The 14,021-nt window shown below is 42.6% G+C and carries 6 protein-coding genes; 4 read left to right on the forward strand and 2 right to left on the reverse strand.

The genetic code is table 11. The features are described 5' to 3' along the window. Positions 1 to 187: 187 nt before the first annotated feature. The 3 genes from LZG71_RS03580 to LZG71_RS03590 all read left to right on the forward strand — a co-directional run bounded on the left by LZG71_RS03580 (position 188) and on the right by LZG71_RS03590 (position 5,845). The gene (locus tag LZG71_RS03580) at positions 188 to 4,786 is read left to right on the forward strand and encodes a CotH kinase family protein (RefSeq protein WP_233817058.1); all 4,599 of its coding nucleotides are present in this window, start codon (positions 188 to 190) and stop codon (positions 4,784 to 4,786) included. Positions 4,787 to 4,949: 163 nt separating this feature from the next. Then, entirely contained in the window at positions 4,950 to 5,465 is a 516-nt protein-coding gene (gene lspA, locus LZG71_RS03585) for a signal peptidase II (RefSeq protein WP_255712677.1), read from the forward strand. A gap of 59 nt (positions 5,466 to 5,524) precedes the next feature. Next, positions 5,525 to 5,845, forward strand: a complete 321-nt coding sequence (locus tag LZG71_RS03590; protein WP_233817062.1) for a low molecular weight protein tyrosine phosphatase family protein — start codon at positions 5,525 to 5,527, stop codon at positions 5,843 to 5,845. 57 nt (positions 5,846 to 5,902) lie between these two features. On the opposite strand, the gene LZG71_RS03595 is transcribed toward LZG71_RS03590, so the two are convergent. Both LZG71_RS03595 and LZG71_RS03600 read right to left on the reverse strand, forming a co-directional pair. Continuing rightward, positions 5,903 to 8,170, reverse strand: coding sequence for an aconitate hydratase (locus LZG71_RS03595; protein WP_233817064.1), 2,268 nt, complete (start codon positions 8,168 to 8,170; stop codon positions 5,903 to 5,905). 267 nt (positions 8,171 to 8,437) lie between these two features. After that, positions 8,438 to 11,209 carry a bifunctional aconitate hydratase 2/2-methylisocitrate dehydratase gene (locus tag LZG71_RS03600; RefSeq protein ID WP_233817066.1) on the reverse strand — a complete coding sequence of 924 codons (2,772 nt, stop codon included), beginning with the start codon at positions 11,207 to 11,209 and terminating at the stop codon, positions 8,438 to 8,440. A 314-nt stretch (positions 11,210 to 11,523) separates the two neighbouring features. Between LZG71_RS03600 and topA the strand changes: the two genes are divergently transcribed. After that, entirely contained in the window at positions 11,524 to 13,959 is a 2,436-nt protein-coding gene (gene topA / locus LZG71_RS03605; RefSeq protein WP_233817068.1) for a type I DNA topoisomerase, read from the forward strand. Positions 13,960 to 14,021 lie beyond the last annotated feature (62 nt).

Here is a 14,021-nt window from a genome sequence, read left to right on the forward strand (position 1 = left end):
GTTCGCCAACTCTCCGGTAGCGTTCTTGCATTCTACTCCTTAACTTCTCTTTTTAACTCTCCCTCTTTATTGCAAATCATTAAATCAGGCGACTTAGTTAATGGTATAAGTGGTTACTAAAAATATAGATATGTTTACTTAGAATTTTACAATTCAGTAAACATTTTAGCAACATACCATCTCGATAATGAAAAAGCTATCCTTTCTATTATTCGCCTTGGCTCTTCCTTTGTTTTTACAAGCGCAAATCGCCATTGATCCTTCCCGTTATTTTGTAGATGAATCTCGAAAAATGATAGTCTGCAATGAACCACTATCAACTTTTCAAAATCCTACAATTCCTATCAAACTCTCAGTGAATGGAAAAATTTACACCTTGCCTAATACGGTAACGACCTTAAATTATGGCTCCAAATATACTGCCATTTATAACAGCATTACATACGACCTATACTTTACGGATCTTCCACTACTAAATCTTACAGTTGAAAATATTACTGCCATAAATGGAGAAGTAGAAATTCCTGGAACGATGTCCCTGGCTGATAATGCCAACCAGCTGTTCCAGTCTCCTATGGCAATAAGAACACGTGGTAACAGTTCGTCATTCTTTCCAAAGAAATCATACCGTGTTCAACTAAAAGATGATGCAGGAAAAAACAAAGACCATTCTTTGCTAGGACTGAGAAGTGACAAAAGGTGGTTGCTTTTGGCGCAATGGAATGAGGAAATCCGGGCCAATAACGCAGTTTCTCATAATCTATGGATTAACATGCACAAGTTGTATTATTCCAATACTGAACCTAATGCTATTTCTTCGATTAGAAGCAAATATGTGGAAGTGTTCCTAAATAACTCCTACCTGGGGATCTATTTATTTACCGAGGATATGGATAGGAAGCAGTTACAGTTAAAAAAAGAGGATAATGGATTAACAAAAGGTGAGTTGTACAAAGCGGACGACTGGTCATTGTCTGCCTCTTTCGCCGGGATTGGTGTACCGAAGGCTGCCCCAGGCAGTGAGTCATGGCAAAGTTGGGAATTGGACTATCCGGATTACAGTACCTGGCAAAACCATTATGACTTTCTCACTGACGTAATACAGTCTAATGACAGTGATTTTAAAAACCTGATCTGGAATAGATTAAAAATTGAGAATGTGATCGACTACTACATTTTCATGAACCTGATGCAAGCCGAAGATAATTTAGAGAAAAATTACTTTTTAGGAAGATACGACCAGGGAGAACCATATTTCTTTATCCCCTGGGATTTGGATGCAACATGGGGATACAATCCTGATGGTTCAAGAAGTAACAAATATCAGGATATAAAAACCAATGAATTGTTTAAACGACTAATAAGATTGAATCCTGGGGACTTCAACAATAAGCTGGCGACAAGATGGTTTGATCTTCGCCAGAGTCTGCTTTCCGAAAACAATTTAAAAAATAATTTTACATCCAACTTCAATACACTCAATGCAACGCTAGCCTATGAGAGGGAGAATCGAGTTGCTTCAGACCAATATAATAGCCCTGATCGGACCTCTGGTTTAACTTACCTTCACAACTACATCAACAAGAGATTGCCCTGGCTGGACAATTATTTTTGCCCTATGCTAACTTCAGGAACCTGCTTACCTAATACTTCCACCTGTAACTTCGCAATAGCTCCCACCAGCGATAAACAAAATTATAGCCCCGCTTCTCAGGCTATTTTGCAAGCCAATTGTACTGGAAACGATTGTAGCGCAACTTCATTTACATGGTCGGGTAACGGACTGAATGTATCTGGAACTTCAACCTCCTTTACGTTGCCAACCAGTCCGGGTGAGTACACATACACCCTAACCGCGACAAAAAATGGGTGCAGCAATAAAACAGCCGATGTGAAGATTACAGTTGAGGGAAATACCACAGCCAATTGTGACTTTACAGTTGCAGCGAATGCAACACCAGCTTCTCCCGGATGTTCTGCTCCGGTAAATCTATCAGCAACCTGTAACGGTGCTGATTGCAGTGGCGTTACTTACAAATGGACTGGGAACGGAATTAATCTTTCAGGAAGCTCTGTAAATACAAATGCTCCGTCAACTAACGGAACTTTTACATACACAGTTACCGCATCGAAAGCAGGATGTCCTGATAAAACCGCAACAACAAATGTGACTGTAACTACCTGCAATACAAATCCATCCGAACCATTTTCAGTCTGTCTTGAAGCTGAGCTCGCCAATGGAAACGGCTCTATTTCCAGCGATCCAAATGCATCGGCAGATCGTACAAGAGGTGATCAGAATGGCAGTAACCAGTATGTGGACTATGCTGTTAATGGTGTACCGGCAGCAGGTGTATATCAGATCAAACTAAGATATGCCGCAAACTCAAAACCGACAATCAGCATCTCTGTCAATGGAGTTTCTCAAAATTCAGGCATACAAATTCTTGCCACGCATAGCTGGAATATCGTGTTCCGGGAAGAAACTATACCCGTTACACTTAGTGCCGGAAACAATGTCGTTAGAATCCAGAGTTTAACAGGCCCATCATGCAGACAGGATAAAATTTGTATATCAGGGAATACGGATACTCCATCAACCTGTAACTTCGCAATAGCTCCCACCAGCGATAAACAAAATTATAGCCCCGCTTCTCAGGCCGTTTTGCAAGCCAATTGTACTGGCAGCGATTGTAGCGCAACTTCATTTACATGGTCGGGTAACGGACTGAATGCATCTGGAACTTCAACCTCCTTTACGTTGCCAACCAGTCCGGGTGAGTACACATATACGCTGACTGCAACAAAAAATGGGTGCAGCAATAAAACAGCCAACGTTAAGATTACAGTTGAGGGAAATACCACAGCCAATTGTGACTTTACAGTTGCAGGAAATGCGACACCAGCTTCTCCCGGATGTTCTGCCCCGGTAAATCTATCAGCAACCTGTAACGGTGCCGATTGCAGTGGCGTTACTTACAAATGGACTGGGAACGGAATTAATCTTTCAGGAAGCTCTGTAAATACAAATGCTCCGTCAACTAACGGAACTTTTACATACACAGTTACCGCATCGAAAGCAGGATGTCCTGATAAAACCGCAACAACAAATGTGACTGTAACTACCTGCAATACAAATCCATCCGAACCATTTTCAGTGTGCCTGGAAGCTGAGCTCGCCAATGGAAACGGCTCTATTTCCAGCGATCCAAATGCATCGGCAGATCGTACAAGAGGTGATCAGAATGGCAGTAACCAGTATGTGGACTATGCTGTTAATGATGTGCCGGCAGCAGGTGTATATCAGATCAAACTAAGGTATGCCGCAAACTCAAAACCGACAATCGGCATCTCTGTCAATGGAACCACTCAAAATTCAGGCATACAAATTCCTGCCACGCATAGCTGGAATATCGTGTTCAGGGAAGAAACTATACCCGTTACGCTTACTGCCGGAAACAATGTCGTTAGAATCCAGAGTTTAACAGGGCCATCATGCAGACAGGATAAAATTTGCGTATCAGGGAATACAGATACTCCATCAACCTGTAACTTCGCAATAGCTCCCACCAGCGACAAACAAAATTATAGCCCCGCTTCTCAGGCCGTTTTGCAAGCCAATTGTACTGGCAGCGATTGTAGCGCAACTTCATTTACGTGGTCGGGTAACGGACTGAATGCATCTGGAACTTCAACCTCCTTTACGTTGCCAACCAATCCGGGTGAGTACACTTATACGCTGACTGCGACAAAAAATGGGTGCAGCAATAAAACAGCCAACGTTAAGATTACAGTTGAGGGAAATACCACAGCCAATTGTGACTTTACAGTTGCAGCGAATGCGACACCAGCTTCTGCCGGATGTTCTGCTCCGGTAAATCTATCAGCAAACTGTAACGGTGCTGATTGCAGTGGCGTTACTTACAAATGGACTGGGAGCGGAATTAACCTTTCAGGAAGCTCTGTGAATACAAATGCTCCGTCAACTAACGGAACTTTTACATACACAGTTACCGCATCGAAAGCAGGATGTCCTGATAAAATCGCAACAACAAATGTGACTGTAACTACCTGTAACACGCCATCCCAACCATTTTCAGTCTGTCTTGAAGCAGAGCTCGCCAATGGAAACGGCTCTATTTCCAGCGATCCAAATGCATCGGCTGGCAGCACCAGGGGTGATCAGAATGGAAATAACCAGTATGTAGACTATGCTGTTAATGATGTGCCGACAGCAGGGGTGTATCAGATCAAACTAAGGTATGCCGCAAACGAAAAACCGACAATCAGCATCTCTGTCAATGGAACCTCTCAAAATTCGGGCATACAAATTCCCGCCACACATAGCTGGAATATCGTGTTCAGGGAAGAAACTATACCCGTTACACTTACTACCGGAAACAATGTCGTTAGAATTCAGAGTTTAACAGGGCCATCATGCAGACAGGATAAAATTTGCGTATCGGGGAATACACCAAACGCACGTATCGCATCTGGGTATGCTCCGCAAGAGTCAGTAGAAGTAGAAGGCGAAATAGAATCACTAACTGTTTCGCCAAATCCCACCTCCACTGAATTTACGGTCAAGTTCCTCACCACGCAGGATACCGAATCAAACCTGACCGTCACGGATATTCTGGGAAACCTTCTTCATCAACAAACTGTAAAGAAGAATGGGTATCAATATGAGAAAATTCGAATTCCTGATACTGCACAAGGAGTTTTACTTATTCAACTTCAAACAGGAAACAAATTGGAAACAAAAAGGTTGGTGATAGTTAGATAAACTTATAAAAATTGCTCGTGAGGCTCCGTTCCGGTATACAGACCGGAATGGAGCCTCACTCTGAATGGATCCGACTGGCAATATGACGATTTTATTAATTATATTTACTTCGATTGTGTAATGCAATTTCCATCGTTGTGACTTAGCGAACTTGACCCACACCATGAATAAAAAACGAATTGTAAATAACATTTTTTTCATGTTGGTACTAATCGCAAACATAGGCTGCGATCAGATATCAAAAACAATTGTGAGACAGGAAGTTGGAACCTATGAAACCATCAGTCTGATCAAAAATCATTTCACACTTACGAAAGTAGAAAATACAGGCGCGTTCCTGAGTATTGGTAGTGCGTTACCGGATCTTCTTAAATTTTTTCTGCTGTCAATTGTTCCCCTGCTTGCATTGAGTTATGGCATCGTTTACCTGGTTACGAGAAGGAACTTAACCAAAATGAGCGCTTTGGCTTTAAGCTTCGCCATTGGTGGTGGAATTGGTAATATTTATGATCGAATTATTCACGGATCTGTCACCGATTTTCTGCACATCGATTTGGGTTTTATTCAAACCGGTATTTTTAATATGGCTGACGTCTCAATTGTAGTTGGACTAATATTATTTTTTGTACAATCGTATTTGAGGAAAGTTAGCCCGAATGCTCAACACAAAATATTTTAAGTGGTTGTTCAATAATCTTTGTTTTTTTCCAACACCCTTTGTACTAAGATATCGCCATATTGAACCTCTTATTTATTTGCAGTAGAAACCAGTGGAGAAGCCCGACGGCCGAGAAGATATTTAATGTCTTTCCTCACTATGCCAAATCCGCGGGCACTTCTTCAAGTGCTCGAATAAAAGCAACTGAAAAACTAATTGTGTGGGCAGATCTTGTATTCGTAATGGAAAAGAAGCACCGTAATATTCTTCATGAAAAGTTTAACCTTCCTCTTGCTGACAAAAAAATTATCGTGCTTGGTATTCCGGATAACTATCAATATATGGATGAAGAACTTGTTGAAATGTTAGAAGTATTGGTAAACCCGTATCTGCTCCCCTAACAACAAAAAAACTCCCGTTTCCAGGAGTTTTTTGCAATCAAAATATTTTGTTTCAACCTAAGCTCCAACAGTTTTACGGATAATGTTCAGAGCAGAACCTGCTTTAAACCATTCGATTTGCTGTGCATTGTAAGTATGGTTTACCGGGAATTCATCAACTGTGCCATCGTTGTGATGAAGTACAATTGTTAATGGGACTGCTTCTGCAAAAGTTTCCAATCCAATGATGTCAACGCTGTCATCTTCCTGAATTTTCTCATAGTCGGATGGATTGACAAATGTCAAAGCCAGCATACCTTGTTTTTTCAGGTTGGTTTCGTGAATACGGGCAAAAGATTTTACCAGAATCGCACGAACACCAAGGAAACGAGGCTCCATGGCTGCGTGTTCACGGGATGAACCTTCACCATAGTTTTCGTCACCCACCACGATTGTTCCTATACCATGCGCTTTGTAATCACGTTGCACATCAGGAACGCCTGCATATTGGTTATCCAGCTGATTTTTGACTGTGTTGGTTTTTTCGTTGTAGAAATTCACCGCGCCAATCAACATGTTATTGGAAATATTATCCAAGTGACCTCTGTATTTCAACCATGGACCAGCCATAGAAATATGGTCAGTTGTACATTTTCCTTTTGCCTTAATGAGCAGTTTCAAGCCTTTAAGATCAGTCCCTTCCCATTCAGGGAACGGTTCAAGAAGTTGCAAACGATCCGATGTCGGACTTACCAAAACCTGAACTTTGCTACCATCTTCTGCCGGAGCCTGATAACCTGCATCTTCAACGTCAAAACCTCTTGTAGGAAGTTCCAGTCCGGTTGGTTCGTCAAGCATCACTTCAACACCGTCAACGTTTGTCAGCGTGTCAGTAAGCGGATTAAATGTAAGACGACCGGCAATAGCCATCGCAGTAACAATCTCCGGAGAGGCTACGAACGAGTGCGTATTTGGATTACCATCAGCACGTTTGGAGAAGTTACGGTTGAAAGAAGTGATGATTGAGTTTTTCTCACCTTTTTCAGCTCCGTGACGAGCCCATTGTCCGATACAAGGTCCGCAGGCGTTGGCAAGTACTACCCCACCAATTTTCGCAAAAGTATCCAGGAACCCATCGCGTTCCACCGTGAAGCGAACTTGCTCGGAACCCGGCGTGATTGTGTATTCAGAAGTTACTTTTAATTTTTTATCAACAGCCTGTTGTGCCAAAGAAGCAGCACGGCTAACGTCCTCATAAGAAGAATTGGTGCAAGAACCGATCAGCCCAACCGAAAGCACTTCCGGCCATCCGTTTTCCCTAACCGCCGTAGCAAATTTAGAAATCGGCCAAGCCAAATCCGGCGTAAATGGTCCGTTCACATGGGGCTCCAGAGTAGATAGGTCTAGCTCAATAACCTGATCGTAATAAGACGTAGGATCAGCATAAACCTCATCATCCGAACGAAGATATTTCGCAACGGCATTTGCAGCATCAGCTACATCTGCACGTTCTGTTGCTCTCAGATAAGCAGCACTTTTCTCATCGTAAGCAAAGATTGAAGTTGTAGCTCCAATTTCAGCACCCATGTTACAGATTGTACCTTTTCCTGTTGCAGAAAGACTTTCGGCACCATCGCCAAAATATTCTACCACATATCCGGTACCACCTTTTACTGTAAGCTGACCTGCAACCCAAAGAATTACGTCTTTCGCTGCTGTCCATCCGCTCAGTTTTCCGGTCAGTTTAACACCGATCAAACGAGGCATTTTCAATTCCCACGCAAGACCCGACATCACGTCACTCGCATCAGCACCGCCGACGCCAATTGCGATCATACCAAGTCCACCGGCATTAGGAGTATGTGAATCGGTTCCGATCATCATTCCTCCCGGAAATGCGTAGTTTTCGAGCACAACCTGATGAATAATACCAGCACCGGCTTTCCAAAACCCTAAACCGTATTTATCAGAAACAGACGAAAGGAAATCGTAGACTTCTTTATTCTTATCCTCAGCATTTTTCAAATCCTGAACAGCTCCAACCTCCGCCTGAATAAGGTGATCGCAATGAACCGTTGAAGGAACAGCCACCTGCGGCCTGCCAGCCTGCATAAATTGAAGTAGTGCCATTTGTGCAGTAGCATCCTGCATCGCAACGCGGTCAGGAGCAAAATCTACATAAGCTTTACCACGTTCGTAAGTCTGAGATGGTGAGCCTTCCCACAAGTGGGAATACAAAATCTTTTCTGTCAAAGTTAAAGGCCGCCCTACTACTTTACGGGCCGCTTCTACTCTTTCCTGCATTCGGGTGTAAACACCCTTAATCATGTCTAAGTCAAACGCCATAGTAATTATGTTATATGTCTATACACCCATACGCATCAAAAACTGAGCCAAAAGCTATAAAATGCTGTATTTTCATCTAGTTCAGAATCTGTCTAGTGTCGTGTAACACGACAACTTACTATTGAGATAAGCAACATCTGAGGGAGTGCCACCCTGAGCCTGTCGAAGGGCAATTAGACAATGCTTCGACAAGCTCAGCAAGACATTCATTACATTGAATAGAATCTGTTAAACACTAGTCATCAACCAAGACTCTAAACCAAATCATTATCTGCTTAACTGCTTCGTAGGAGGCGCGAACTTAGTCAGATCAATACCCACTACCGCAGCTTTGTATTCTTCCAAATTAGGAATTCTTCCCAGTATTGCAGACAACACAACAACTGGTGTAGACGCAAGCAGAGATTCTCCTTTTTTACGGTCTGAATCTTCAACAACTCTTCCCTGGAACAGACGTGTAGAAGTTGCCAAAACGGTATCTCCTTTCGCCGCCTTCTCTTGGTTACCCATACAAAGGTTACAACCCGGACGTTCCAGATACATCATATTTTCGTATTCAGTCCGAGCAGCAACTTTCGGAGCACTGTCGTTGAATTCGAAACCAGAATATTTCTGCAATACATCCCAGTCACCTTCATTTTTGAGTTCCTCTACAATATTATAGGTAGGTGCTGCCACTACAAGCGGAGCATGGAACTCAACTTTACCTTGTTGCTCCTCAATGTTTTTAAGCATCTGGGAAACAATTTTTAAATCTCCCTTGTGCACCATACATGAGCCCACAAAACCAAGATCTACTTTTTTATCCTCTCCGTAAAAAGATATCGGACGAATCGTATCGTGCGTATATCTTTTAGATACGTCCTTATTATTCACATCAGGATCCGCAATCATCGGTTCAACGATTATATCAAGATCGATAACGACCTCAGCATAATACTTTGCATTCGCATCAGGCACCAACGCTGGCTTCTCTCCTGATTTAATCTCAGTAATTCTTTTGTTCGCTTTATTAATCAATCCCTGAAGAACCTGTGTATGATTTTCCATGCCCTTATCGATCATGATCTGGATTCTGCCTTTGGCAATTTCCAGTGATTCAATCAGCGTGTCATCCTCAGAAATACAGATAGAAGCTTTTGCTTTCATTTCTGCCGTCCAGTCAGTAAACGTAAATGCCTGGTCAGCCGGAAGTGTTCCCAAATGAACCTCAATGATTCTACCCTGGAATACGTTCTCTCCGCCAAACTTCTGAAGCATCTGAGCTTGTGTCGCGTGAACCACATCACGGAAGTCCATGTGATCCTTCATGTCACCTTTGAAAGTTACTTTGACAGATTCCGGAATTGGCATAGATGCTTCACCCGTAGCAAGTGCAAGTGCAACCGTTCCTGAGTCAGCTCCAAAAGCAACACCTTTGGACATCCTTGTGTGTGAATCACCACCAATGATGATCGCCCACTCGTCAATAGTTATATCGTTCAGAACTTTGTGAATCACATCTGTCATAGCGTGATATTCACCTTTCGGGTCACGGGCAGTGATCAAACCGAAATCGTTCATAAACTTCATCAGTTTAGGAATATTGGCCTGCGCCTTTTTATCCCATACCGAGGCTGTGTGGCAACCAGATTGGTATGCACCGTCAACGATGGGTGAGATTGTGGTAGCAGCCATAGACTCCAATTCCTGAGCAGTCATCAAACCAGTCGTATCCTGAGATCCTACGATATTAACCTCAACACGAACATCCGAACCGGCGTGTAAAACCTTACCCGGAGTGATACCAACAGCATTTCTGTTGAAGATTTTTTCTACCGCTGTAAGTCCTTGCCCTTCGTTTGAGATTTCCTTTGACGGAGCAAAAACAAGTGTAGGTTCGATATCTAGAATTTTCGCTGCTATTGTCTGGATTTTTTTACCGAACACAATAGCGTATGAACCGCGAGCTCTTATGAATTCCTTTTTCTGAGGTGTAAGGGCTTTCGAAATATCGATCAGTTCCTGCTCCCCTTTGTAAAGTTTTTTCGTTTGCGTATTAATGGTAAGAACCGTTCCGGTTTCAACCGAGTAAACCTCTTCGAGAATAGGGTCACCGCTTTCGTTACGAAGAATCTCGCCATTTTCGTCAACCTTTTTAACCCAGTTTTTAAGGTCAATACCGATACCACCCGTAACGTCAACAGTGGTAAGGAAAATCGGAGAAATACCATTTGTACCTCCAACGATCGGAGCAATATTAACAAACGGAATGTATGGACTTGCTTGTTTACCTGTCCAAAGTGCCACGTTATTGACACCTGACATCCTGGATGAACCAACGCCCATCGTACCTTTTTCGGCGATCAGCATCACGCTTTTGCCAGGATGTTCTTCCTGTAAAGCTTTGATTTCCTGCTGCGCTTTTGGCGTGATCATACACAAACCATGAAGTTCACGATCTGATCTTGAGTGAGCCTGGTTACCCGGAGAAAGCAAATCTGTAGATATGTCTCCCTCGCCGGCAATAAAAGTAACTATCTGAATTTCCTCTGGTACGTCTGGTAATTTCGTAAAGAACTCAGCCTTTGCGTAACTTTCAAGTATCTCCCTTGAAATTTCATTACCGTCTTTGAATGCCACTTTCAGACGATCTATATCTGCATCGTAAAGGAAAACCTGTGTTTTAAGAACCTCCGCAGCTTCTTTGGCAATTGTCTTGTTCTCGCCCAGAGCCAGGTCAAGTAACACGCCAATAGAAGGTCCGCCTTTCATATGAGATAATAACTCAAGAGCAAAGGCAGGTGTTATTTCTGCAACTACGGATTCGCCAAGAATGATCTCTTTCAAAAACCTGGCTTTCGCACCGGCTGCACTTGTAGTTCCTGGTAAAGTGTTGTAAATAAAAAACTTAAGAGAGTCTTCCCGATGCTCGTTTTCCGAATCTTTAATTTGCGCGATGATTTCGCTTAGCAATTCTGCACCATCAATTGGCTTCGGGTGAAGCCCTTGGGTTTTTCTTTCTTCAATTTCTTTGATGTAATCCTGATAAATATTCATTACTCAAAATTGGGATTATCTGTTGTCATTAAAACGTGCGAAAATACTAAATTACAGAATATACCTAGGTGTTATATACGCAATTACCGTTATTTAGTATCATTATACACTAGCTACTTATTTTAACATTAGCCCTGTATTTTTTGTTCTGTTGTTGTGTCGATTATTATGAAATAACCTTTGAAAAATGGCTCAAAAAAGGCCTTAAAAAACAATTTTATAACCCACCTTTTGCTAACTACTTTGATTTTTTGCTTGTTTCTGCCCTATATTTGAGCGTCCAAAGTGCTACCCGGTACATTAAATTCAAAATTATGTCTAAAAATCTGGTGATCGTTGAGTCACCGGCGAAGGCCAAAACCATTGAAAATTATTTAGGCGCAGACTTCACGGTCAAGTCCAGTTTTGGTCACGTACGTGATCTTCCTGAGCATGACATGGGCGTCGATGTAGAAAATGGTTTTCAGCCATCCTACGAAATTTCATCTGATAAGGTGAAGGTGATTGCCGAACTGAAAAAACTTGCGAAAGACGCAGAAGTGTGGCTCGCAACGGATGATGACCGCGAAGGAGAGGCGATATCCTGGCATTTAAAAGAAGCACTTGGGTTGCCAGACAATACCAAAAGAATTGTGTTCCGGGAAATCACAAAAACGGCTTTGCAGAACGCTATCCAGAAACCTCGTATTATTGATGTAGATCTGGTTGATGCTCAGCAGGCTCGCCGCATACTCGACCGTCTTGTAGGGTATGAACTTTCGCCTGTACTTTGGAAAAAAATCAGGATAGGAAAAACCAATCTTTCTGCCGGCCGGGTACAATCGGTAGCAGTACGTATTATAGTAGAGCGGGAAAGAGAAATTGACGCATTTAATAGCAAAGGAAGCTTTAAAATTACTGCTCATTTTGACCTGGGGAACGGGAAAGTACTTAACGCTGAACTTCCTAAGAATTTTGTTGCTGAAACTGATGCAATGTCCTTTTTGGAAAAGTGTATTGGTGCTGAATTCTCAATCAAAAATCTGGAAGTTAAACCTGCTAAAAAGACACCCGCACCACCATTTACTACTTCTACATTACAGCAGGAAGCTTCAAGAAAGCTGAGCTTTTCGGTAGCGCAAACCATGACTGTTGCGCAGCGTTTGTATGAGGCTGGAAAGATTTCCTACATGCGTACCGATTCTACCAATCTTTCGGAAGAAGCTTTGCAAAAAGCAGAAACCCAGATCGTGAAAGAATATGGTCAGGAATATTACAACAAGAGAATTTTTAAAACAAAATCGGAGTCGGCACAAGAAGCTCACGAAGCCATTCGTCCAACCGATTTTCATACATTGAACGGTAGCAGCGACCGTAACGAACAGCGTCTTTACGAGCTGATCTGGAAACGCGCTATCGCTTCTCAGATGTCGGATGCGCAGCTGGAAAGAACAACAGCTACCATCGCAATCTCGACCACTTCCGAAGAACTTGTTGCACAAGGTGAGGTGATCAAATTTGAAGGGTTCCTGAAAGTGTATCTGGAATCGAGCGATGACGAAGGCGATGAGGAACAAAAAGGGATGCTTCCTCCGCTGAACATTGGTCAGTTGCTCAATCTTGCAGACATGAAAGCGACAGAACGCTTTACAAGGAATCCGCCAAGATATACCGAAGCGAGTTTGGTAAAAAAGCTGGAAGAAATGGGCATCGGACGACCGTCCACTTATGCACCCACCATTTCAACAATTTTAAGAAGAGAATATGTTGTGAAAGAAGATCGTCCCGGTATTGAGCGTGAGTTCAGGGAAATGATTCTTGCAAATGATAAGATACAAAGCAAAGTAAACAAGGAAACCTACGGTTCTGAAAAAGCCAAACTTTTCCCGACAAGTACCGGAATGGTTGTGAATGATTTCCTGGTCAACAACTTTGAAGGAATCGTTGACTACTCATTTACAGCCAGCGTTGAGAAGGATTTTGACCACATTGCCGATGGCACACTGGCATGGCAACAAATGATCAAAAACTTCTATACTCCTTTCCAAAAAAGGATAACAGAGGTAAAAGAAGAGGAATTTGACAGAACCCTAACTTCCCGTGAATTAGGAGAAGATCCTAACTCGGGTAAGAAAATATCTGTGCGTATCGGCAAATACGGCCCTTATGTGCAGATCGGCGACGCAGAAGATGAGGAGAAACCAAAATTTGCCAGCTTACTCAAAGGGCAACTGATGGAAACAATCAAGCTTGAAGAAGCACTGGAATTATTCAAACTCCCAAGAACTGTTGGTCTTTTTGAGGAAACGGAATTAGTGGTGAACATTGGGAAATTTGGTCCATACGTGAAACATGGCGGTAAATATTACTCTCTTGCCAAAGACGATGACCCAATGGCAGTTACCGAAGATCGTCTGATTGCTATTATTGAGGATAAGCGAATTGTAGAAAGTAACCGGACAATTAAGGAATTTGCAGAAAACGAAAACGCAAAGGTTTTGAATGGCCGCTATGGACCATACGTTGCTTTTGAGAAACGTAATCTTAAAATTCCAAAAGGAACAGAGCCATCCAGTCTGACTTACGACGATGTATTGAAACTGGCGGCTGAGCAACCAGAAAAACCTGCTGGTAGAGGTGGATTCAAAAAGGCTGCGCCAAAAGCAGCTGCACCGAAAAAAGAAGCAGCTCCAAAGAAGGAAGCAGCTCCGAAAAAAGCGGCAGCAAAAAAGCCGGCGGCAAAAAAAGTTACTAAGAAGACTAAAGAATAAGGTTTCACGCAAAGGGTATAAGATTGGCAAAGGTCGCAAAGTGTATTTTGCGATCTTTGCCT

This window comes from Dyadobacter sp. CY312 (genome assembly GCF_021390535.1).
Classification (GTDB): domain Bacteria; phylum Bacteroidota; class Bacteroidia; order Cytophagales; family Spirosomataceae; genus Dyadobacter.

What these genes read in the sequence shown, in the direction of transcription:
- lspA (WP_255712677.1), top strand. Translation starts at nt 4,950, where the DNA reads ATGAATAAAAAACGAATTGTAAATAACATTTTTTTCATGTTGGTACTA.
- topA (WP_233817068.1), top strand. Translation starts at nt 11,524, where the DNA reads ATGTCTAAAAATCTGGTGATCGTTGAGTCACCGGCGAAGGCCAAAACC.
- LZG71_RS03580 (WP_233817058.1), top strand. Translation starts at nt 188, where the DNA reads ATGAAAAAGCTATCCTTTCTATTATTCGCCTTGGCTCTTCCTTTGTTT.
- LZG71_RS03595 (WP_233817064.1), bottom strand. Translation starts at nt 8,170, where the DNA reads ATGGCGTTTGACTTAGACATGATTAAGGGTGTTTACACCCGAATGCAG.
- LZG71_RS03600 (WP_233817066.1), bottom strand. Translation starts at nt 11,209, where the DNA reads ATGAATATTTATCAGGATTACATCAAAGAAATTGAAGAAAGAAAAACC.